Genomic DNA, 23,690 nt, shown 5'->3' on the forward strand with positions numbered 1-23,690 from the left:
TTCCCCCTCTCTATTCTTTTCCTTGATAATGAACCCAGCGTTTCTGAGAGACAAAGATTAACGCCGTTAACATGACCACGAGTAAGAAAAGAATCCAGGCCATTGCAGAAGCATATCCCATCTTTAGATAACCGAAACCGTTCATGTATAAATACATCACGTAAAACATCATTGAATTGGCCGGTGTTCCCTGTCCGTTCGAGAGTGTGAAGGGCAGGACGAAATTTTGCAGAGCGCCGATGGTACCCATAATCAAGTTGAAAAAGATGACCGGTGTTAACAGAGGCAACGTAATGGTCTTCGTCCGCTGCCATGCGTTTGCTCCATCCACTTGGGCGGCATCATAGTAATCTTGGGGGATATCCTGCAGGCCCGCTAAATAAATAACGACCGCTTGCCCTGTCCCCCACAAGCTCATTAGAATTAAGGATGGCTTAGACCAAGATTCACTTCCGATCCATGGCGGTCCGGAGATGCCGATCTTATCCAGCCAATAGTTCACAAGCCCGAATTGCGGATTTAACAGCCATAGCCAAATAATCGTCGTCGCTACTGGCGGCACCAAGCTGGGAATAAAAAATAACGTTCTGTAAATGCCTTGACCGCGTATTTTCAAATTCAAAAGGAGGGCTAGTCCTACACCCATCGCTATGCTGAGCGGGACAAAAATCACCGTATAATACAAGGTATTATAAATACTGATCCAGAAGACCTTATCTTGAAAAAGTGTCGCATAATTATTGAATCCTACGAATTCCCCCGGCTCCAGGATGCTGTAGGAGGTTAAACTATAGTAAGCTGACATGAATAACGGAAAGGCGTGAAAAAGAAGCAAACCAACAATCCAAGGCAATGCGAAGATGAGACCGAACAGGCTGATCTTTTTTTCGAATCGGGTTTTTCTTTTCTTGACCACATCAACTAAAACTGTCATTTTTTTGTCGGAAGTTTCGATCGCTGGCAATTCTATTACCTCCTTTTTGCATGTCTATTCTGTGAGATAAACTCTATCGAGGTCTTTTGAAGATGTAATAAAAGAGGGAGGGCAAAGCTATCCACCCTACCCTCTATATGTTTACTTTGTTATAGGAATCAGTTTTTCTGCTTAGCCAATTCCGCATCTACATTCTTTTTCACTTCATCGAGAAGCGCCTGTGCGTCCCCTTTACCATGAATCGCCAAATCTTGTACGCGCATCGTTTCGTTCCAAAGAAAGGCGCCTGCCGGTGAAACCGGCCTGGTGAACGCTGTCGGCATGAGATCCAAGAAAACTTTCAGATTTGCATTGTCGGCAAGTTTCAATTGCTCGTTAACGGCCGGCATAGCCGTAATATCGTTACCCGCATTCGGTCGTTTCGCCCAGAGTAATGTGCCTTCCTTATGGGCTACGAATTTAACGAATTCCCAAGCTTCTTTCTCATGCTTGGAGCCCTTTGGAACGACATACGACCAACCGCCCGCCCATGTTACCGATTTATTTCCTTCAGCTGCCGGCATCGGAGCTACGCCCCAATCGAAGTTAAGCTTGTACTTCGCCAAATCGTTCAGGATCCAGTTGCCATCGAACTCGAAGCCAACTTTTCCCGTCCAGAATGGATTCATGCCCGTTTGTCCCATGGCGTCAGAGAAGCTGGTCAGGTTGCCGATATCATACTTCTTGGCGTAACCGGCCATCCAAGCAAGTGCCTTCACATTCTGCGGATCGTTAGGAGTCAAATTATGAGTGCCATCCTCCCATTTACCTCCCCAGTTCCAAGCTTGCGTATAGAGAAATCCTTGGTTCATCCAAGGAATGAATCCTATTTGCGAGTATTTGTTGTTGCTTCCTTTTTTGAAAATTTTCTCGGCCATTTGATCCAATTCTTGAATGGTTTGTGGCGGCTTGTTCGGATCAAGTCCCGCTTCTTTCATCAACGACTTGTTGTAGAACATACCTCGATTATCGGTACCCCAAGGCAAAGCGTATACCTTGTCTTTATAGACGGTTTCGGCCCAAAGTCCTTTATAATAATCATCCGTAGAAATGCCGCTGCTCTTCACATAGGCCGTCAAATCCGTCAGGGAGCCTTTCGCCGCCCAGGAACCGATCAAGAATCGGTCGAACAAAGCGACGTCGGGAGGATTGCCGCCTGCGATGGCTGTAAGCAATTTATCGGAAGCCTGTGTCTGGCCTGTCGTCTCCACGAATGTCATTTTCACTTTTATGTCAGGATGCTGCTTTTCGAATACGTCGACAACACTAGCTTTGAAATCTTTTTGGTAGTCTCCGCCCCACGGAAACCAGAAATCGATCGTAACAGGCCCGCCCGAACTGGTAGAACCTTTAGAACTGTTGTTATCCGTACTTTTGGCATCCGTTCCTTTGTTGGTAGTGCTGCTGGATGTTGTGTTCGTAGAACTGCAGCCGGCAAGCGTCAAAGACATAGCAAGTGTTGCCGCCAAAGTTAGTGTAACAAGCTTTTTGCTTTGCCAGCCTATCCGTTCCTTTTCATTGTTCATAAGTTAACCTCCTCTTAGTTTATACTCATTCCGAGCACACCTTTATTGTATCCGCTTTCATTTAGATCCCGAAACGAGGGGATTTTTGTTTTTAGTGTGTTATTTTTGTGTGTTTATCTTTCGTTATCTTAATGGAATGACCAACGAGACTTTAGTACCGACACCAAGCGTGCTGTCTATGAAGAGCCCGTACTCTTTGCCATAGGCTAATTTGATTTGTGTATTGATATTTCTTAGCGCAAAATTTTGTTCCCCGACTACCTCTTCACTTTCCAGCACTTCCGTCAGCTCCGCCAATTTTTCGGATTCGATCCCGATGCCGTCGTCCTTAACTTCGAAATAAAGGATTTGGCCTTCCATTCTCCAACTTATGTCCAACCTGCCGCTCCCCCGTTTATTTTCCAAACCATGATAAATCGCGTTCTCCACCAGCGGCTGAAAGACGAATTTCAATACCCGGTAATGCATAATCGTCGGATCCATATTCATATTGACCATGAATTTGTCCTGATACCTCACCTTTTGTATGGACAAATAACTTTCAAGCAATTCGGCGCTTTCCTTAACGGTAACAAAATCGCTTCCCTCACTTAAACTGATCCGGAGATATTTGGATAAACCGAAGATCATCGTACTGATCTCATCGACTTTATAAATGCGGGAAATCCAGTGAATCGAATCCAGTGTATTGTACAAAAAATGAGCGTTAATCTGAGACGCCATCATCTTCAACTGGGTTTCTTTTTTTAATAGCTTCTGAATGTATACCTCATCGATTAAAGTTTTGATCCTCGTGACCATCGTATTAAAACTGTGATATAGCATGCCAAATTCATCGCTTCGTACATCCGTAATTTGTACGTCGAAGTCGCCTTCTCTCGCCCTGCGCATGGATAAGAATAGCATCCTGACAGGCTTGTGCATTTGCTTGGCAAACAATAAGGCAAGCGCGATGGCTATAACGCTAAATCCAATGACAAGATAGACGGTATAGTAACCTATTTCTCTCGAATCGCTGACCAGGTTTTGGATCGGTGCCATTCCGACAAACTTCCAATCGGTTATCTTCGATCTATCGAAGACCACCATCATTTCTTTGCCATCCACCACATCGGTTAAAAACCCGCTTCGTTCGGAAGGAAGATTCAGCCCGGAAGGCTGCATGAGACGGGAAGCATTCGAATCAGCTACAACCGTGTTGTTTTGATCGACGATAAACGTAGTACCTTGCGCTTCAAAATCGACCTCGGACATTAAAAGTTGTATCGGTTCAGGATTAAACTCCATGATGAGCACACCTATGTTCTGATTGATATGGTCGAAATTTTTGAGCGCCCTACCAAGCACAAAAACCGGTTTATTGTCTTCGTTGTTATTTTGTTTTATAAAAGTCGGACGAATTCCGTACCATACCACCTGACCGTCCGCAGCTATAATTTGCTTGTACCATTCTTGAGCTTGATCATCTTTACTAACCATTGGAAGCTCCGCGAAGCCATTGCTTGACAACCGATAGGAAGCGTTGCCTTCACCCAAAATATAAATATTCAGAGTGTCGTTTTTCACGTTAACCAAGTTGGACAAAAACTTGGCGATTTGCTGATTGTTGTAGCTTTGATCGTAGCTTTCCCGATATTCTCCAAGAATACCTTTCTGGATTTCCCTGTCACCGAAAACGAATAGAGACCGGTTAGCATACTCGTTCATTAACAATTCGAGTCGTCTGTTAGCCTGCTGCACGGTTTGCAAAGCAACCTGCGATACTTTGGAGCTAATAATGTCATTGGCTTTATGATAGGACAGATAGCCCATGATCATAATGGAAATGGACATGCTGACAAAAAATAGAATAAACAATTTATAGCCTACTGAACGCCATTTTAAATGCGCATGAAGATTCAAACCAGTTCCCCCTCCGTCAGGTTACAGTACGCCCAAATCCCTGTACTGGGCAGGGGTCATCCCCTCATGGTCCTTGAACAGCTTGCCAAAATGCCGGAAATCCTGGTAACCTACTTGCTCGGCGACCTCGTATATTTTAAGCGTCGAAACTTTAAGAAGGTTCTTGGCCTTTTCCATCCTGAGGCGAATTAAGTATTTGCTGAAAGTTTCGCCTGTTTTCTCATGAAATATTTTACTGAAATAAGACGGATTCAAAAATAGATGCTCAGCAACCTGGTTCATGGTAATCGCTTCCGTATAATGCATTTCCAAATACTTGATTGCCAGTTCGATGGACCTTTTTCGATTTCCCCAGGCGTTGTGGACTTGTTGGTATTGGCGGACAACCGCCAACAGTTCGTCTTTCAATTCCGACAAAGTACAGTAAGGAAGAAAAAATCTTTTACTGTTTGAGTACTGCTTGAAGGGGTAACATGACTCCAGCTTCTTTTCAATTTCATTTAGCAGAACTGCCAATCCGTTTCGCAGCTGATGAGGAGGATATTTCTGTCGACTCGTTTGCAAATGTGCAATCAGCTCATCAATCAATTCAATAAGCACCGCTTCATCACCCAATTTCACCACATGCACGAACCGGTTATCCCAACCGTTAGGCCCCGTATATTCCTGAACCTGAAGAGATTGAGGCTGCTCCAATCGCTCTGCTTCGTAAACCTTTCCGTATCCGTCATAAAACGCGTAAGCGCCAGCGTGAACAGCTTCTTGGAAAGATGCATGAAGGTAAGCGCTCTCGCTCAATTTGCTTATCCCGATATTGATCCCGATCCTCAAGTACCGTCGGCAAACTTCGATGAGGGATTCCATATCTTGTTCGCTCCCGCAGTCCCCCTCATAGAATGGGGACTGTAATATGACGAGATCTGTATCTTCACGGTGGTCCAAAGGGCATGTTATCGTCTTCCCCTCTGCATGTCCAATTCCTTTGGCAATATTGCCTATGGCATAACGAAGCAAATAGTGCTCCTTCGGATTATAAGAATGAGGCCCCCAGTCATACACTTTTACACATATCACTTTCAACCGATTGGGATCCAAATGGATGTTAAGCTGATCCCACAGAGTCCTTAAATAATGATTTGAAGCGCTTTCATTCATTAGTAGCGTTTCAAAATACCTCTGTCTAGCCAGAGGTAAGCTTTCTCGCATGCGTTCCGACATCCGAACCAATTGACGATGATCTTCATTCTCGCGCTTGATTTGTGAGATGCATTTACGCACAACTTCCAGAATCTGCGTTTCTTCAATGGGTTTAAGCACGTAGTCGGACGCCCCATATCTCAGGGCCTTTTGGGCGGAATCGAAATCGCTGTATCCGCTAATAATAATAATCTTTGAAGGCAGATTGCGATTCTTGACCGTTTCAATGAAAGCAAGACCATCCATTCGCGGCATTTTGATATCCGTGATGATAATATCCGGTGTCAGGGTTTGAATTAATTGTAAAGCCTCTTCTCCATCCTCCGCCTCACCAAGTACTTCGATACCTTCCGCTTCCCAATCAATGGTTGAACGTAAACCTTGACGAACCCATCTTTCATCGTCAACGATCAATAAAGTATACATAAGCACTCTCCTCTTGTTTGATAGATAAGAGTTTCATCCTAAAATAATAAAACCGCGCTTCGCGCGGATCTCTATAGATATATGTACTTGTCCTCTTATAATCATCGAAATATTTCACTTACTAATCATTTAATCCCTTTCCACCCAGAATTTGCTGCATACTTTTTTCAACCCTTGACTCTCGAGTTTTGGATTGTTTGGGTTCAGAAAAATGAAGAAGGTATCCTCTTTGCCGTCCCGGCGTCAATGCTTCAAAAGCAGTTTTCAAGGCAGGGATTTCATCGAGTTTATTTTGAAATTCTTCAGGAATTATGTATTCTGTATTCTTTTTAAAATCCACTTCCAAACCGGCTTTTTCAACTTCAATGGCTTCATAAATATAGGCTTTCAAGATGGTTTCCATTTCATCTATTTCTCGAACATTGGTGAACCGAATCTGACGCGCCGCCTGTACATTCTCCGTTTGTTGGATTAGAATCCCATGGGCATCCTGTAATAAGGCGCCTTTGTGAAACAGAAGCGCACAATAATCTTTAAATCCATGTATTAAAACTATGTTTTTTTCCTGAAACGTGTAACATGGATGCATCCACTTAATTTCTTCGGTCAACTCACAGTCAAGAACGATACTTCTCAACTTCTCAAATTCTTCCTTCCACTTTTTGGCTTTCCTTAAAAATCCATCAACCTTAGGATTCATTCTACTCTTTGTCATCAAGGAACACCCTCTCTAATTTTCGAGCAGCTGATTCATTCTACTCTTTGTCATAATGTCATTTTAACTTTATTCACTAGTCTTGTCTAACGCTGAACGAGTCTCGTGCCCACACCTTCTGCACTTCTCCGATCTCTGTCGGTAGTGGGATTAGGCAATTAATTAGATCATATTATTTTCACTCGACATCATTTTTTAAGCCAACGTCATTACAATTACAACAACACTCCAAATGATCTTTCTCATAGAAAAACAACTCCTTATCCAAAATAAAAAGGCCACTCAATGGAGTGACCTCGGATTAAATAAGATCGCATTTGATGTATTACATCAAGTAGCTTCCTGTGATCGACTGCTCCGCATGGATGATCTGCGGCGGTGTGCCCTCGAACACCACCTGGCCGCCTTTGCTGCCTCCGTCCGGCCCCATATCGATAATCCAATCTGCTTGGCTGATCACATCGAGGTTGTGCTCGATGACGATCACCGTATTGCCGGTATCCACGAGGCGGTTCATGATCCCCAGAAGGTGACCGATATCTGACATATGCAGGCCGGTCGTCGGCTCGTCCATCACGTAGATGCTACCCTTCTTATGCAGCTCGCTTGCCAGCTTGATGCGCTGGCATTCCCCACCAGAGAGCGTGCTGAGCGGCTGGCCGAGTGTAATATAGTTCAGCCCCACATCACTCATCGCCTGGAGCTTACGCACAACCTCTTTTAGCTGAAAAAAATCCAATGCCTGATCCACAGTCATCTCCAGCACTTCTGCAATTGACTTGCCGTTCAGCTTGTACGCGAGCACCTCTTCTTTGAACCGTCTACCTCCGCATACTTCGCATGGCAGCTTCACACTGTCGAGGTATGCAAGGTCAGTATACACAACACCCAGTCCTTGGCAGTTCTCACAAGCCCCCTTGGAGTTGAAGCTGAACAATCCTTGGTTAACCTTGTTCGCGGAAGCAAACGCCTTGCGCACATCATCCATAATGCCCGTGTAGGTCGCGGGATTCGAGCGTGTTGACACTCCTACCGCCGATTGGTCGATGACGATCGCATCCGGATGCTTGCTGAGGAATACTTCGTTAATCAGCGTACTCTTGCCCGAGCCGGCGACACCTGTAACTACTGTCAGCACTCCGGTTGGAATATCCACACTCACGTTCCGCAGGTTGTGAAGTTGGGCATCCTTGATGGACAGCTTGCCGGATGGCTGCCTGCAATCGTGTTTCAGCTGGAGCGGCCGCTTCATATGGGTGCCTGTCAGTGTACCTGCCTCTAGAAGTCCTTGGAAGCTTCCTTCATACACGATGGTACCGCCGCGGTTGCCGGCGTGAGGCCCGACGTCGACGATATGATCCGCCAACTTGATCACATCGGGATCATGCTCCACGACAATCACGGTATTGCCTTTGTCGCGCAGCTTCTGAAGCAATTCATTTAATCGGTGTACATCACGGGGGTGCAAGCCAACGCTGGGCTCATCGAAGATGTAAGTGACATCCACCAGACTGCCGCTCAGGTGCTTCACCATCTTGACGCGTTGCGACTCGCCGCCGGACAATGTATCCGTCTCACGGTCCAGCGTCAAATAGTCAAGTCCGATATCCACAAGATGCTGCAGCCGCTCTGTCAGCGATTTGACGACCGGCGCGGCGATCGCGTCGTCAATCTCCCGAGTGACGCGGATGAGCTGTCCGACCTCCATGGAGGACAGATCTGCAATGTTGAGTCCGTTGATCCTGCAGCCCAGCGCAGCCTGACTGAGTCTCGCGCCGTGGCAGCTGTAGCAGGGACCCTCGGATATGTACGGCGCAACAGCTTGTTGTGTGCGCTCGGACTTCGTCTTCACATCCTGCTTGATGTACTTGTTGGTGAACTTCTCGATAATGCCTTCAACTGTAATATTCACTGCCTTCCCGGCGAAATCCATCTCCACTTTCCTCGCCTTGGCGTAGAGCAGTTGCTCCAGCTCCTCATCCGAATAATCGCTTAGCTTCTTGTCGAGATCGAAGGACCCCGACTGCACGATCATGTTCCAATCCCAGCTGTTCACCTTATAGTCCGGGAGCATAATTGCCCCTTCATTCAACGACTTTGACTTGTCCAGCGCCTTGCTCATGTCGATGCCAAGCCTGCGACCAATCCCGTTGCACTCGGGACACATGCCTTGCGGATCGTTAAACGAGAACATGTTTACATGTCCAACATAGGGCTGACCCACCCGGGAGAAGAGAAGACGGAGAATGGGAGAGATATCAGTAATCGTGCCCATCGTGGAATGGGAACCGCCGCCCAGTCGCTTCTGATCCACAATAACAGCCATGCTGAGGTTCTCGATCGCGTCTGCATCCGGTTGCGGAAAACGCGGCAGAAAGTTGCGGACGAACATGCTGAAGTTTTCGTTCAGCAGACGCTGGGATTCGGCGGCGATGGTATCGAAGACGATCGATGACTTGCCGGATCCGGATACCCCGGTGAAAATCGTGATCTTCCGCTTGGGAATGCGCAAGGATACGTTCTTGAGATTGTTTTCCCTCGCAGCCGAGATTACGATATACTCCTGATTAGACTCGCTCATGATTAACATCCTTCCAATTATGTTAATTTCTACTCATATTCACATTGTACCATTCATCGTGCAATCGGTTAAATTCTATTGGGAACTGAACTTTGGATACGCACTTAATGCGAACTTGACCCGAAACGACAAGAACTAGTCAGATTGTCCGAAGTAGACATAAACCGGCTGCAAACTATATGCAGCCGGTTTATGTCTACTTCGGGCCAAGCAGGGTTCAACTATCGTACCCATTAATTTAGCATGGGGTTAAGGAGATGTTTTAATACCGAATGCGGTTATTGTTCCAACAACTTTTCAAGCTCGCCGCACCAGTTAGTCCAGCCATACTTAGCGCCTCCCAGTGCCTGAGCATTTGAGATTCCGGTTTGTTCGAGATGAAGATTAACCTTTCCATCCCCTAAATCCTGCAGCGTCCAGGTGACCGTGTGCTCCTCTCCGCTGGCAAAAGTATAGGACAACCGGTTTGGTGGGTCCACGAGAAGAACTTCGCCCTCAATAATTCCATTCCAATATTCGGTCGGCTGAGTGCGAAACTGAAAACGGTGTCCTACGACGGGCTTAAAATCATTTTCCATGACCCACTTGGCAAGCTTGCTTGGATCGGTTAAAGCGGACCAAACCTTCTCAATCGATGACGTGTACTGAAAATCTAAGGATAATGTTAAACTCATTCTTCTTCCTCCTCTAATAGTTGGTTCAAGCGCAACATATTCGAACTCCAGAACTTGCTGTAGAAAGCAACCCAATCTTGAATTTCTCTGAGTGGAGAGGCGTTTAACCTAAATCGCGTTTCTCTGCCGACTTTTCGGTCAAGTACCAGTCCCGCCTCTTTAAGGATTATCAAATGCTTGGAAACCGCTGTACGGCCCATTTGAAACTGAGTCGTTAACTCATGAAGCGGTATCTCTTCTGCCTCTGATAACAGACGAATCAGTCGGCGCCTAGTTGGATCTGCAATCGCGTCATATACATCCCGCAACTGATTGTTCTCGTTCACAACACCCTCTCCTAAATATTATTACCAAGGGACATATGCGGCTCTTCGGACATAGCGCCCACGAGGCGAGAGTTCATAATTCGACACCATTTAGTGTCACTTTTATTATAGGTCACCATTTGGTGTCGTGTCAAAACATTTTTAAATTCCACATGAAATAACGACAAACTTGACAACTAACATTCTCCAGCTTGCTTCTCCAGAAACGCGCTAATGGAAGGATCCATGCATCATAATGGGGTTTTTCATGTCTTCACTATAATGACGATCCAGATTAATGTATTTCTACATCATGCGAAAATATTTTTGAACAAAAGAAGACTCAAAGAAGCCAGTAGAACCGATGCAACTCAAGAAACTAATGCCAAACGTTCAGATCCGGATTACACCGCTATAACGAACTTCTCAATTAATAAACAATTTGTCATAGCTACACAGTTATCCTAAATTTACCACACAAATAAAATTAATGCTTTTTTATTCCTACTAACTTATCGAACAAAATTGAAAGTGAAGAAAATTGAGGTATTTCACATCCTTCCTAACATTGAAAATACCATCACAAATATTCCAATTGCTAATACTGCCCCAGTAATGCTCACAATACGAACCAAGCGTTTCAACAATGTACCCCTCTTGCCCATAACTCGATTTTTTACCTTCCCATAAGGCGTTCATCTTTAGGCTGCCTCTGCTTTTACTGTTGCACTTCATGGAAAATCTACCGTTAATTTGGGCATTTTTTCATTAAATGCTAGTTTACATGGAAAATTGCACCTAGAATAAGAAGTGGACACCTCACTAAGAGAATTAGATAATAATCATAACTAGGAGGTGTTCACATGAGTGGGCAGCGGAGGTCATTTAATGAAGAATTTAGACGTCAAACAGCAAAGTATTTGCAAGAGCAGACAAAGTCTGTAGAGGAGATCGCACTCGAACTGGACATACCTGCCAAAACGCTACATGCTTGGAAAGCAAAATACCGCGAGTTTAAAAACGAATCCGTCAATCAAAGTGAACGGGTTCGAGAACTCGAGCAACTATTGAAAGAAAAAGAACGTGAACTGAATCAGAAAGACCGCCGTTTAGCTGATGTAGAAGAGGAATTGGCTATCGTAAAAAAGGCGGTGCACATCTTCAGCAAACCAAAGAATTAAGGTTTCAATTCATTGAAGATCATCGCTCTGAGTTTCCAGTGGAGAAGATGTGCAGCGTGCTTAAAGTATCCAGGAGCGGCTATTACAAATGGCGTACGGCAGCACCATCCGAACAGCAAAAACACAAAGAGATGCTAACAGAGCGGATTAAGTTTCACTTTAAGGACTCTGATCAGCGGTACGGAAGTCCAAGGATATGGAATGAACTTAAAAAGGAAGAATTGCGGGTATCTGAGCGTACTGTCGGCAAGATCATGCGTGAACAAGGCCTTCGCTCTTGTATGTCAAAGAAATTCAGAGTAACAACAACGGATTCGAAACACAATGAACCCATCGCTCCAAATGTACTCGAGCAAGACTTTTCAGCGACAAAACCCAATGAAAAATGGGTAGCTGACATTACCTACATTCCCTGTCGTGAAGGAAAACTGTACTTAGCAAGCGTAATGGATCTGTACACAAAGCAGATTGTAGGTTGGAAGCTCAGCGACAGCATGACGACAGACCTCGTGCTAGACGCATTAAAACAAGCTTATCACGCTAAGAAGCCCAAGGAGGGGCTTATTCATCATTCTGATCGTGGCGCTCAGTACGCGTCCAGTGACTACCGTAAACAGCTCAAAACCTATCGAATGAGAGCTAGCATGAGTCGTAAAGGGAACTGCTATGATAATGCCTGTATCGAGGCATTTCATAGCATTTTAAAGCGCGAACTTATTTACTGCACCCCGACATTCAAAACAAAGCAGGAAGCCTATGAGAAGTTGTATCGTTACCTAGAGTTATTTTACAACCGAAAAAGATCCAACAGTACGCTAGGCTATGTGTCCCCTCTTCGCTTTGAGCAGCAGTACTATAGACGCACTGCCTGAAAATTAGGAGTGTCCACTTTCTTGACAGAAGAGCAAATCTCCCGTTATTTCTGATGTTTTCTCACTGAATAGTGATTCCCCCCTAAATTAGAGGGAGGTTTTCCAGTTGTATGGATTCCATTATTCAACTAACGAATCAAGTTAGCCATTCTTGCAGCTCAAAACAATCGCTGTACACAAAGAATAAAAATGAAAAAAAGAGAATAGAACCGTCAATACTGCTGCTACGCTGGGAGAGAAAGGTCTATCAAATATGGAGCGTTAGAGCAGCAGTCCGATAATCAAAGCTCTCTTTCAATTGCCCTCCAGCCTTCGCATCCTGCCTGTCATTTTAAATCGTTATATTCTTCATCCGTTACGGGTTCCAATCATTCGGTGTCTCCCATTTGTACATTTGTACTAATCGCGATATGTGAAAACCAACTATCCGGTGTAGCACCATGCCAATGTTTCACATCCGGAAGGATCTTTACTACATCCCCTTCATGCATCTCCTGTACAGGTTTACCTTTTTCCTGATAATATCCTTTGCCCCCAGTAACAAGCAGAATCTGGCCTCCTGCATGCTTGTGCCAATTGTTTCTTGCGCCAGGTTCAAAAGTTACATTACCTATCGGGCAATTTAAAGTGCTGTCATTAGAAACCAGCATTTTCAGCCATGCTGCCCCTATGAAATAGTCATTCGTAATTCTTTCACCTTTCGGAAAGATAACACTCTCATTCAAATGATTTGATTTATCCATTTTTACTCTCCTTGTATATTAATTTAGTTGCTGTTAGTGACGTAGGGATTTGAAAAGTTAAATTGAATGAAACTTAGTCCATTTTCCGCTTATATACCTGTATACGAAAATAATGGACTAAGATGGGTATAACCAATTGAATTTGGCCAACCCATCTTTCATCAGAGCAGACTACAAGGTAGATATGTCAATTACGAATCGATAACGTACATCACTACGAAGAACACGCTCAAACGCTTCGTCTACTTGATCAGCACTGATCACTTCAATTTTAGGTGCAATGCCGTGCTGTGCGGAGAAATCGAGCATTTCTTGCGTTTCCCGAATTCCGCCAACGAGTGAGCCTGCAATGCTGCGACGCTGCATGATTAGAGAAAATACATGGTATTTATCTGGCTGGCTCGGTGCTCCAACATTTACTAGAGTTCCATCTACACGAAGCATGGATAAATATGCATCAACATCGAGATTTGCAGACACTGTGTTTAAGATAAGGTCAAAACGGCCAGCCAACTCCGTAAATGTAGCGGGATCGCTGGTTGCAAAGTAATGATCTGCACCCAAACTCAAGGCTTCGTCTTTCTTATTAATAGACTGACTCAAAACTGTTACTTCAGCACCCATGGCATCTGCGTATTGGACTGCTAAGTGGCCAAGCCCCCCCATTCCCACAATGGCAACCTTCTTACCTGGGCCAGCGTTCCATTTTTTCAATGGTGAATACGTGGTGATACCTGCACACAAAAGAGGGCTTGCAACATCCAAATCCAAAGCGTCTGGAATACGGACAACGAACTCTTCCTTTACAACGATTTTCTGGCTATAACCACCGTATGTTGGATTGCCATCGTAATCTAATGAATTATAGGAGTTGATTACTCCTTTCGTACAAAATTGCTCTTCGCCACTGAGGCAGTATTCGCATTGTCCGCAGGAGTCAACAAAGCATCCAACACCAACGTGATCGCCAACGGCAAATTTCGTAACTTCAGATCCAACTGTTGTTACAACTCCTGCCATTTCGTGACCTGGAACCATCGGGTATATTCCGCCTCCCCATTCACCGTAAGCATTGTGAATGTCGGAGTGGCAAATTCCACAAAACTTAATATCGATTAAGACATCTCCGGGTCTTAGTACTCTTCGCTCAATTGTTGTCTTTTCAAATGGCGCTTTTGGACTTGGGACACTTAGAACATGGCTCTTACACATATTTTTCTCTACTCCTCGCTCCTAGAAATTGTACATTAGTGAACAAAACAATTTAAATGTTTTAATATCTTGAGTTTCTTGAAAATTGTCTAATGACACAAATGTGCCTACATTATTGACACAAATCTCTACCCTAGCAAAATAGCATTCATTGAAATCAAAAAAAGAGCTGCTTCAATGCAGCTCCTGCGTTATAGTTCATCGGTGGTTGACTAGATATCTTCGGACGGATTGATAAGGGCCAGAACCTGATGATCTTCCCACACCCCGTTGATCTTCACGTTGCTAAGGGAGATTCCTTCTTTGTGGAAGCCGGCATTCTCAAGCACACGGATAGATCCTGGATTTCGGGGTGAGGCTTCTCCGACGATCCGGTGAAACTTCAGCTCCTCGAAGGCATAGCGTACCACCTGCTTCACTGCTTCCGTCATATAGCCATTGCCAGTATAAGCCTGGTCTAGGCTGTATCCGATCATACAGCTCTGAAGCGGTCCCCGCACCACAAAGGATAGCCCTATATTGCCAATAATCCGGTCGTCCTCCTTGTGGCATACCAAGAAAGCATATTTCCGATCCTCCACCCTGTCGGCCCTGCTCTTAATAATCGTTTGGAGCTGGTGCTCCTCCGTATAGTACTCCTCCGGGTTGCTTGGCGAAAACTTCTCAAAGAACTCCCGATTGCGCTTGTACATTGCTGTCAATTCTCCGGCGTCAGCCTCCTCAGGGAACCGGACGTACACTTGCTGCTCCGACATATGCACCATCCCCACAAACTAAGATAATGGATAATTATATCATAAGAGGGAAGGCTCGGATATTGAATTGGATGAGACTATGTGACCCGAATCGCTTCTAATTTCCGTAAGGTCCCTTCAATAAGCTTGCTCAAATCAAAAAATTTCACTGGGAGTTCCTCCTCAGTACCAAGCATTTGCAGCAGATTGACCAGATCACGCATCATTCCCATACACTCCCAGTCGGCTGGTAACTTCCAAGCCGATCGCTCATTATAGGCTTGAACAAAGACATTTTTGTGAGTCGCTTGGAACTGACTCTCATACCGAAAGAGCTGGCCGATATCCGCGATGGAATGACCGGCCATCGCGAACTCCCAATCCAATATACAATTAATCTTTCCTTCTGAAAGCAGAAGGTTAGTCGGACGAAAGTCTCCATGGACGAGAGAAACTTGTTTATCCATGTCCCGAAGCATATTCTTGTTCCGATTAACAAGCCGTTCGATACGATCAACTGTGTATTTCCCCAATCTTTGGCAGACTGTTGAATTCAGAAAATACTCATACCAAGTTTCCAACGGGGTAAGTTCCTCTACCACTTCCAACGTCTCGTTCAAAAATCCGACCTGCGGATAACGAAACTCATGGATGGTTGCCAGCATTCCACCTAGCTGGTGCAAGATATCCTCATTCGGCATATAGCCAAAGAGTATGGCTTCAAGCAACGTTTGTCCTTTTACGAATTCATAAATCGCGAAAGTACGGTTGCCAATCGCCTCATCCTGATCCAAATGACAAAGATGCTGCAGAGGTATCTCCCCTTGCAATACACTGCGAATTTTGGATTCCTTACTCCAACTATCATCACCACTTGGGTAGATACGCAGAACATAATCACCAGCAGACGTTTGAATACGATAATTCGTGTTGCGTTTGCCCTCGTTTAATTGATGTATACTCTCCAGTTTGGTCATTGGATCGAATAGATGAAACAAGTGTGATGCCGTAACTGTATCCAAATGATAGAACGGTATAGAACGTTCCCACGTATCATCCATAATCTTCCCCCTTAACTTAGTCGATCTCTTATATTTTCACTAGAATCATTCAACATTCCTGCCCTTTGCTGAATGCCGTAATAAACGATCTTCATCATATTACTTAGAAATAACTCCGTCGGGAATGCGAGTCCCCATTTTAATCAGCATGGTGATTATCTTCCCCGCATACATCTAGGGTAGAACAGGTTAATTCGGGGGTGTGTATATGATAAATAAGCCGAACTTCCTCCTGATTGTTGTCGATGAAGAGCGGTATCCTCCTATCTACGAAAGCCCCGAGATTAGAGCTTGGCGGCTCACAAATCTCCCCGCCCACGAACAATTGCGCGCGAATAGCGTGGAACTCCACCGTCACTATATTGGTAGCGCTGCGTGCTGTCCGAGCCGGGCTACGATGTTTACCGGCCATTACCCCTCACTCCATGGTGTCTCGCAAACGAACGGCATCGCGAAGAGTGCTTTCGATTCATATATGTTCTGGTTGCCGCCGAATACTGTGCCTACGATGGGCAATTATTTTCGCGAGGCAGGGTACCAAACATATTACAAAGGCAAATGGCATATTTCGTATGAAGATATTCTGGTTCCTGGAACTAAAGATGATATGCCTAGCTACAATCCTGCAACAGGTGTGCCGGACCCACAGCGGGAACAGCTTTATTTGTCCGCAGATCCGCTATATGCCTTCGGCTTCTCTTCTTGGATCGGACCCGAACCCCATGGCCGCAATCCTCGTAATTCCGCTTCATCGGCAGCTACAGGCTTGAGCGGCAGGGATGTCGTTTACGGCACAGAGACTGTTAAGCTGATTGAAGCGCTGGATCATCTAAAGCGTACCGACTCTGGTGCAAAGCCATGGCTTGTCGTCGCCTCCTTTGTAAACCCGCACGATATTGCATTGTATGGTATGCTGACCGACCATCTACCGAACTTGTTTCATTTCCAGGTCGATCCGATGCCGGAAGTCCTTCCTCCGCCCACGATCGGTGAATTTCTGAATACGAAGCCACGTTGCCAGGCCAGCTACCGGGATACTTATCCAATAGCCCTGCAGCCAATCGTAAATGAGCCGTTTTATCGAAAGCTGTATTATCAGTTGCAAAAAAATGCCGACCTTCAAATAATGAAGGTCTTAGAAGCGCTGAGCCGCTCTTCTTTCAGTGACGATACAATTGTCATTTTCACTTCAGATCACGGTGAGCTGCTGGGCGCCCACGGCCATCTGCACCAGAAAATGTACTGCGCCTATGAAGAAGTTCTGCATGTGCCCTTCCTCATTCACAACAAGCGCCTCTTTCCGCACAGGCAATGCTTTTCAGAATTAACCTCTCATGTCGACCTTCTGCCTACGATGCTTGGACTTGCGGATGCAGACATTCCCAGAATTCAATACCGGTTGCAAAGCAACTTCAGCGAAGTCCGCCCCTTCGTTGGCCGCGATCTTACGCCTTACTTACTCGGTAGCAAAGAGCTTTGGGGATCCTCCTACCGCAAGGAGCCGGTTTATTTCATGACTGATGACGATATAACACGTGGCCAGCATCAATTCAATCCATTAGGGAGAGCTTACACCTCTGTCGTTCAGCCTAACCACATCGAGACCGTTATCGCCGATCTACCCGGACAGCACGGACTGCCAAATCAGCTATGGAAATTTTCCCGTTACTTCGACAACGAGCAGTTCTGGAGCGAACCGGGTGTGCGAGACCTCACGATTCAGCTGTTTGGTGAAGTATGTGCAGATCCAAAACAAACATCTACTCCCACTTGTCTTGTTACTTGCAAAACCGATCCGGTTCCTGAACAATACGAGTTGTACAACTTAACCGAGGATCCGTTGGAAACCCGTAATCTCGCTCACCCTTCTTGGGCCACGCCGCAATCGGAAAACATCCGGTTGCATATGGTCCGTTTATTGGAGGAGCAACGAAGCCAGAAGCGTTTGAGACCAGAACAAGGTGACCTTCGAAATAAGGGGAATACCGATTTTAGATAATGAGTTGTACAAAAGGAAAACGGCGTGGAAAGGCAAAAATACTCTGTCGGCTATTGGAAGAGTAAGGGTAGATCACTGACGAATCGAATGGGCATTTCTGAGCACAATGCAAAAACAAATCCATCAATGACTTTCTTGTAATTTCTCTATAATTTCACTAACGCAATGTTCAATATCTTTATTAGAGCAATCAAGAGTCTTATCACTATACTTAATGTATAGAGGAACTCTTTCCTCATAAACGTCCTTAAGACTATTTCCTTTCTTTATTACAATGCCTCTGGTTGTTATGTTTACTAGTCTCCTTTTAATTTCTTCATATGGGACATGTAAATAAATAATCTGCCCACCTTGTTTAAGGACATTCATAGCTTTTTCTGAATATATAACACTTCCACCTGTTGATATAATGCAATTTTGCAGTTGCAAATCAGACACAATTTTTTCTTCGACTTCCATAATTTTTTCGAGACCATCATTATCAATTATATCTTGTAACAACCTACCTTCATGTTGTTGTATAACAATATCTGTATCCACGTAATCCATTCCTAAAGCTTTTGCAAGCAACACACCTAAAGTGCTTTTACCAGCTCCAGACATACCTATAAGAACTATATTCATATTCTTCCTCACTTTGTTAATTGGTATTGGCTTCGTTAATTATGAGGTCAGCCATTTTTCTGGTTGACCTCGTCCCCATCATTCATTTAAACTCTTCGCCCCCATTGCGCTTCGTTATTTGTGCCGCTTTCGGCAGCTCAATAAAAAAGGTGAAATGCCCGTTCTCATGCTTCAGACCGATTCTTCCTCCGTGCAGTTCTACGATATAGTTCGCAATTGATAGCCCGAGTCCTGCGCCCGAAGGCACGTCCCGATCGCGCCTTGAAGGCTCCGCCTTATAAAAACGCTCAAACAAAAGCTTCTCCTGCTCCTTGGTAACCGGGCTTCCCCAATTTTCAACCGCAAACTCGATAAAATGTCCGTGTTCGGCAAGCCTAACCGTAATTTCGCCGGGCTTCAAGGAAAACTTGAGCGCATTCATGAGCAGGTTATCGATCGCCCGCACCAGCTTTTCAACATCAACATAGGCAAATAGGGGCTGTTGTTCCCAATCCTTCTTGACCGTAAGGGAGTGCTCTTGCGCGATCGGCTCGAACTCGATGATGATTTGCTCCAGTAGGCTGTTGAGGTCGATCTTCCGGAAGGTGGGATTGGCATCGCCGCTGGTAAGACGGGTATACTCGAACAGATCGTCGATCAACTTTTTCATTTGTTGGGTCTTGTTAAAGGCGTTATGGATGTACCGTTTGTGCTCGTCCAGGTCATGGTAGTCGTCATTTTTGAGCAAGTTCAAATAACCGATGATGCTCGTCAATGGCGTGCGCAAATCATGGGATACGTGCGTGATCAGCTCCATTTTGGATGTCTCGATCTGGCGTTCTCTCTTCATCATGCTTTGAAGCTGCTCGGCCATGTAATTGATGTTCTGCGCGACTTCCCCCAGTTCATCTTGGCCCGGTAGGGGCACCCTGTAATGGAGATCCCCCTTGGCGATAGCCATAAGGCCGTCAGCAAGAGTTCTCACTTGCCTAACGATATGACGCGTTAGGAAGAAAAATATGAGCAAAAAGAAAAACAAAAACGAGAGGAAGGAAAAGGCGCCAACCAAGGAAAAAGCCGCGCCATCAATCTTCGGTGCGATAATCTGCGTCAAAATGTCATTGATGATGGACGTTCCGAAAAAAGAGACGATAAGGCTAAACAGAAGCGATCCGAGCAAGCGCAGCCTGATGCTCTTTTTCCAGTTAAAGAGGGAAAAGAAGTTTCTATTCAATTTTATATCCCACTCCCCAAACCGTTTTGATGAATCGCGGTTCGCGCGGATTGTCTTCGATCTTCTCGCGAATGTTACGCACGTGGACCATCACCGTATTGTCGGACAAAAATTTGTCTTCCTTCCAAACGCTCCTATAAATTTGCTCTACATTGAACACCTGTCCGCGATGGCCGGCAAGCAGCTCCAGAATGGAGAACTCGATCGGCGTAAGAGACACCTCTCGGCCGCGCACCGTTACGAGGTGCTTGTTTTTGTTAATGATCAGGTCGTCGATTTCCACTACGCTGTCATCGGAAGCTTTGGCCTGATGATCGGCCGCGCCGGTGAACGTTTGCCTGCGCAGCTGCGCCTTGACTCTTGCGACCAGCTCCAGCGGATTGAACGGTTTGGCCACGTAATCGTCCGCCCCGGTCGTAAGCCCCGTTATTTTGTCGATATCCTCGCTTTTGGCTGAGAGCATGATGATCGGAATTTTCGTCATCTCTCTAATCTTGAAGCAAGTTCTGATCCCATCCATATTCGGCATCATGACGTCCAGAATGATCAAATCGACCGATTCACGTCGCAGCAGCTCGAGTGCTTGAACGCCGTCCTCCGATTCAATAACGCGGTAGCCTTCATTTTGCAAGTAGATACGAATGACGTCGCGAATTTCCGGATCGTCGTCGGCGACTAGAACGCTTATGGTCAAGTTGAATCACTCCCAGGTTTGTTATGTTTAGGAAAAAAATAACTAATGCCTATTGCAAGGCTACCATATTTTTAGAAAAGCGTCTCCGAAAATCGCAATTATTTTTCCATTTTTATCTTGCGACTCAACCGCGTCAAAACAGACATTCCAACGTGGAGCGACAGAAGCCATTCATAGTTTATGGGCGCGAGCCTCTTTTGATGTTTTGCGGTTTTCAAAGCGGATAAGCTTCTCGGCGAACACAATCGCTTCGGCCAGCAAAACAGCCCCGGCAACGTCCAGAAGCGCATGCTGTTTCACGAACAAAGTGGAGATGATGATGCTCCAAGCGGCTATGAATATCGCCGTTCGCGCTATTCGCTCAAAGCTGCAGCGATACGATGCTTTCAATACGATGTAGCTAGTCAGGACATGAATGCTCGGAAAGCAGTTGAACGGCTTATCGGTCGCATAAACGAATTTCACAAGCCCGATCAACCAACCGTCGTCATTTATGTGAGGTCTGGGTACGATCGTTTGAAACGTCGCATAAATAAGGTAGCAAGAGATAAGTCCTGCGCACAAGGCAGTCAAGCTTCGGTAGTAGATGGCTCTATCTTTCAGGAACAAGACAATAAACATGCCCAATAAGAACGGATACCAGATCAAGTAAGGAATAATAAAAATCGGAACGAAAGGGATCAAATTGTCCAAATCGGTCATCAAATTGCCGACATCGCCGCTGCCGTTATTCAGCAAATTGTAAAATACGTTCAAAACCGGAATCGCAAGCAGCCAAAGAAGCGGAAAATAGGTGGCAAGCTTCGTTTTGGCGTTGATGTTGGCATTGGTTATTTTCGAGCCCATCAAGATACTCCCCCTTTACGGCAGACGTATACGAAAGCGGGCGGGATATTGAGAGGGACAAAATGAACGCGCTCGATTTCGAATCTTCTGCTGAGCTGCTTCCGCATCTGCTGCGAATACTGGAAGGCGATGAACAAACCGCCCGGCTTCAGCGTCGTTTCGATCTGGTTCATTAATTGCTCGCGCATAGCTGGCGGAAAATTAAAAAACGGAAGACCGCTCAAGATACAATCGAGCCCGTCGATTCCTTCTCTCTGTAAGGCAGGCTGCATGCTGCAAGCGTCGGCATAGCAGGCGAAATCCCGAAACCGGACGGACAATTCACTGCGCAAATGTTGGTCCTTTTCGAACAATAGAACCTTTGCCTCTTTATGCAGAACTTGTGCCAGTTGTCTCGTAATGACACCGGTGCCCGCACCGAGTTCGGCGACGCTCCTTACTTGATTCCATTGTACGGGCTCGAGCATTTTTTTTGCCAGAAACACGGAGCTAGGCGTGACGCTGCCGATCTGTCTCGGCGCACGCATGAATTTATATAGAAATAACAGCTGCTCTTGCATGGCTCTAATCATGAAAGAACTCTCCTCTCGTTAACTTATGATGCATCTATCGTAACGAAACAATCTTAAGAATGAGCGAAGGAAAAAATAAAGGAATTCTGAAGAAAGTTTGAAGAAAGAAAGAACACAAAAAGCCCCTGTTCAGTCGCTTGCGCAACATGACAACAGGGACTTTGATCGGGTTGAGGCGGCGGTCCAATAGAAGGCAGCCGTCTGAACTAGCTGCACATGGGTATAAGTAACGGATTTATGAGACGTTTACCACTCCTACTCGTAAAGCCTCTTCAACAGCGATCCGAGCCTGTCTAAATTTTGTTCATTCGCTTCTTCGCAAATATGTTTAAGCATATTGTATTCTTTCTCTGTTTCGAAAGTCTGCCGGAAAGTAATCTCAGTCCCACCATCAACAGCCTCGATTGTGAACGTCAGGATAAAGTTAGGTCTGGATTCATGCCGTAGCACAATACATTCGGGCCCGATTTCATGAAAAACACTTCGGTTCGGAAAGTCAGTTCCGTCAGGGCTATGCATCGTATATTCCCAGATGCCTCCGGGTCTAAAATCGAATGTGTGGAAAGTATTCGTGAAACCGTTAGGTCCCCACCACTGGGCGAGAAGTTCAGGCTCCGTCCAAGCCCGGTATACCAAATTCCGAGAGGCACCGAACTTCCGACGAGATACGAGTTCGAAGGTAGCTGCGTTGCTTTCCCCAAGAGATTTTCCGAGAAGGTCCAGCATTACATTAGTTCCATGCTCGCGTTGTTCCGGCGTATCGTAGCCGTCTAAAAACGTTCCCTGCTCCGTAAATATCAGTTTGACACCATCGCTGGTCGGTATAATTTCTATCGTTGCGATGGACACAGATATCCGGATTTCTCCTTGGTCCAGACTATACGTGTATACGAGTCGTTCATTGGGCAAGATCTCCTGGTAATAGGCCTCAAATGTATAGACAGGTCCGCCTGGAGGGCCACCTCTGCTAAATTCACGTCCGCCGATACGGAAGTCGAATTCCTCGGCAGGCTGGAACCAGCGAGCTTTGCTGCTTCGGTCGGACCATGCCGCAAACACACGTTCCGGAGTAGCTCGGTAAATGCGCTCAATTTGGAATGTAGAATGATTCGTAGATCGCTGTTTCATTAGTAAATCCTCCCTTTAGAGAACTCAAGTTAAATTATCGTTTAGAAAATCGCCAAGCATATCGAAACGGCGCTCCCAGTTCATCCGGTGATCAATAATATACTTTTCATGGCTTAACTTCATTGTTTCCAGTAATGAAATAAATGCGTCAATTGAAAGCGGCTCCTGATGGTTCATTCGCTCGGCCACGCGCTCGAGTTCAGCCAGAAGTTTCTGCCCAGTTTTTATATTTTTCCGGACCCGTTCAATCTGAATATCCACGATGTCAGATGGGTTATAAGTATGTCCTTTAAGTACCGAATGAATTTCTTCAAGCGATAGGCCCAAATCTTTTAGAGACAAGATTTGGTGCAGCCGCTTGATATCGGCTTCGTTATACAACCGATGACCACTATCGGAATACCCTGACGGTGAAAATAAGCCGATTTGATCGTAATACCGCAGAGTGCGGATTGTAAGTCCAGTCAATTTGGCAAGCTCCCCCACTTTCCAATACTGCTGCATAACCCACT

General features: G+C 45.5%; 22 protein-coding genes. 3 read left to right on the plus strand and 19 right to left on the minus strand.

Annotation, left to right across the window (positions count from 1 at the left end; genetic code table 11):
- Positions 1-10: 10 nt before the first annotated feature.
- The 8 genes from ACBP55_RS20040 to ACBP55_RS20075 all read right to left on the minus strand — a co-directional run bounded on the left by ACBP55_RS20040 (position 11) and on the right by ACBP55_RS20075 (position 10,320).
- Entirely contained in the window at positions 11-964 is a 954-nt protein-coding gene (locus tag ACBP55_RS20040; RefSeq protein WP_464644427.1) for a carbohydrate ABC transporter permease, read from the minus strand.
- A 128-nt stretch (positions 965-1,092) separates the two neighbouring features.
- On the minus strand, positions 1,093-2,499 hold the full coding sequence (locus ACBP55_RS20045) for an ABC transporter substrate-binding protein (RefSeq protein WP_464644429.1): 1,407 nt from the start codon (positions 2,497-2,499) through the stop codon (positions 1,093-1,095).
- Between the two features lie 123 nt (positions 2,500-2,622).
- Positions 2,623-4,401: a cache domain-containing sensor histidine kinase gene (locus tag ACBP55_RS20050; protein ID WP_464644431.1), complete on the minus strand. Its 1,779-nt coding sequence runs from the start codon at positions 4,399-4,401 to the stop codon at positions 2,623-2,625.
- Positions 4,402-4,422: 21 nt separating this feature from the next.
- Entirely contained in the window at positions 4,423-6,024 is a 1,602-nt protein-coding gene (locus ACBP55_RS20055; RefSeq protein ID WP_464644433.1) for a response regulator, read from the minus strand.
- A gap of 121 nt (positions 6,025-6,145) precedes the next feature.
- Complete coding sequence (locus ACBP55_RS20060; RefSeq protein WP_464644435.1) at positions 6,146-6,739, minus strand: YdeI/OmpD-associated family protein; 594 nt, start codon at positions 6,737-6,739, stop codon at positions 6,146-6,148.
- Between the two features lie 325 nt (positions 6,740-7,064).
- Positions 7,065-9,320, minus strand: coding sequence for an ATP-binding cassette domain-containing protein (locus ACBP55_RS20065; RefSeq protein ID WP_464644436.1), 2,256 nt, complete (start codon positions 9,318-9,320; stop codon positions 7,065-7,067).
- Positions 9,321-9,598: 278 nt separating this feature from the next.
- The gene (locus tag ACBP55_RS20070; RefSeq protein WP_029194354.1) at positions 9,599-9,994 is read right to left on the minus strand and encodes an SRPBCC family protein; all 396 of its coding nucleotides are present in this window, start codon (positions 9,992-9,994) and stop codon (positions 9,599-9,601) included.
- Positions 9,991-10,320, minus strand: a complete 330-nt coding sequence (locus tag ACBP55_RS20075) for an ArsR/SmtB family transcription factor (RefSeq protein ID WP_464644438.1) — start codon at positions 10,318-10,320, stop codon at positions 9,991-9,993. The genes ACBP55_RS20070 and ACBP55_RS20075 overlap by 4 nt, the downstream gene beginning before the upstream one ends.
- 842 nt (positions 10,321-11,162) lie before the next feature.
- Here ACBP55_RS20075 and ACBP55_RS20080 point away from each other — a divergent pair.
- A complete protein-coding gene (locus ACBP55_RS20080; RefSeq protein ID WP_464644440.1) occupies positions 11,163-11,480 on the plus strand; it encodes a transposase in 318 nt (105 codons plus the stop codon).
- A gap of 11 nt (positions 11,481-11,491) precedes the next feature.
- Positions 11,492-12,352, plus strand: coding sequence for an IS3 family transposase (locus ACBP55_RS20085; protein ID WP_464653214.1), 861 nt, complete (start codon positions 11,492-11,494; stop codon positions 12,350-12,352).
- Between the two features lie 368 nt (positions 12,353-12,720).
- Here ACBP55_RS20085 and ACBP55_RS20090 read toward each other — a convergent pair whose 3' ends face one another.
- The 4 genes from ACBP55_RS20090 to ACBP55_RS20105 all read right to left on the minus strand — a co-directional run bounded on the left by ACBP55_RS20090 (position 12,721) and on the right by ACBP55_RS20105 (position 16,102).
- A complete protein-coding gene (locus tag ACBP55_RS20090; RefSeq protein WP_464644442.1) occupies positions 12,721-13,095 on the minus strand; it encodes a cupin domain-containing protein in 375 nt (124 codons plus the stop codon).
- Between the two features lie 171 nt (positions 13,096-13,266).
- Positions 13,267-14,307 (minus strand): NAD(P)-dependent alcohol dehydrogenase, encoded by a 1,041-nt coding sequence (locus tag ACBP55_RS20095; RefSeq protein WP_464644443.1) that lies wholly within the window; start codon positions 14,305-14,307, stop codon positions 13,267-13,269.
- A gap of 212 nt (positions 14,308-14,519) precedes the next feature.
- Positions 14,520-15,062: a GNAT family N-acetyltransferase gene (locus tag ACBP55_RS20100; protein WP_464644444.1), complete on the minus strand. Its 543-nt coding sequence runs from the start codon at positions 15,060-15,062 to the stop codon at positions 14,520-14,522.
- 77 nt (positions 15,063-15,139) lie between these two features.
- The gene (locus ACBP55_RS20105) at positions 15,140-16,102 is read right to left on the minus strand and encodes a phosphotransferase family protein (protein WP_464644445.1); all 963 of its coding nucleotides are present in this window, start codon (positions 16,100-16,102) and stop codon (positions 15,140-15,142) included.
- A 208-nt stretch (positions 16,103-16,310) separates the two neighbouring features.
- Here ACBP55_RS20105 and ACBP55_RS20110 point away from each other — a divergent pair, with 208 nt between their 5' ends.
- Positions 16,311-18,101 (plus strand): sulfatase-like hydrolase/transferase, encoded by a 1,791-nt coding sequence (locus ACBP55_RS20110; RefSeq protein ID WP_464644447.1) that lies wholly within the window; start codon positions 16,311-16,313, stop codon positions 18,099-18,101.
- 123 nt (positions 18,102-18,224) lie between these two features.
- On the opposite strand, the gene ACBP55_RS20115 is transcribed toward ACBP55_RS20110, so the two are convergent.
- The 7 genes from ACBP55_RS20115 to ACBP55_RS20145 all read right to left on the minus strand — a co-directional run bounded on the left by ACBP55_RS20115 (position 18,225) and on the right by ACBP55_RS20145 (position 23,682).
- The gene (locus ACBP55_RS20115) at positions 18,225-18,725 is read right to left on the minus strand and encodes a shikimate kinase (protein WP_464644448.1); all 501 of its coding nucleotides are present in this window, start codon (positions 18,723-18,725) and stop codon (positions 18,225-18,227) included.
- A gap of 82 nt (positions 18,726-18,807) precedes the next feature.
- A complete protein-coding gene (locus tag ACBP55_RS20120) occupies positions 18,808-19,938 on the minus strand; it encodes a sensor histidine kinase (protein WP_464644450.1) in 1,131 nt (376 codons plus the stop codon).
- The gene (locus tag ACBP55_RS20125; protein ID WP_464644451.1) at positions 19,931-20,632 is read right to left on the minus strand and encodes a response regulator transcription factor; all 702 of its coding nucleotides are present in this window, start codon (positions 20,630-20,632) and stop codon (positions 19,931-19,933) included. Before ACBP55_RS20125 ends, ACBP55_RS20120 begins: the two co-directional genes overlap by 8 nt.
- Before the next feature lie 171 nt (positions 20,633-20,803).
- Entirely contained in the window at positions 20,804-21,478 is a 675-nt protein-coding gene (locus tag ACBP55_RS20130) for a phosphatase PAP2 family protein (RefSeq protein WP_464644453.1), read from the minus strand.
- A complete protein-coding gene (locus ACBP55_RS20135) occupies positions 21,478-22,050 on the minus strand; it encodes a class I SAM-dependent methyltransferase (protein ID WP_464644454.1) in 573 nt (190 codons plus the stop codon). The genes ACBP55_RS20130 and ACBP55_RS20135 overlap by 1 nt, the downstream gene beginning before the upstream one ends.
- Positions 22,051-22,305: 255 nt before the next feature.
- On the minus strand, positions 22,306-23,178 hold the full coding sequence (locus ACBP55_RS20140) for an SRPBCC family protein (protein ID WP_464644455.1): 873 nt from the start codon (positions 23,176-23,178) through the stop codon (positions 22,306-22,308).
- A 24-nt stretch (positions 23,179-23,202) separates the two neighbouring features.
- Positions 23,203-23,682 (minus strand): MerR family transcriptional regulator, encoded by a 480-nt coding sequence (locus tag ACBP55_RS20145; protein WP_464644457.1) that lies wholly within the window; start codon positions 23,680-23,682, stop codon positions 23,203-23,205.
- Positions 23,683-23,690: the final 8 nt, after the last annotated feature.

The organism is Paenibacillus sp. WG02 (genome assembly GCF_055396115.1).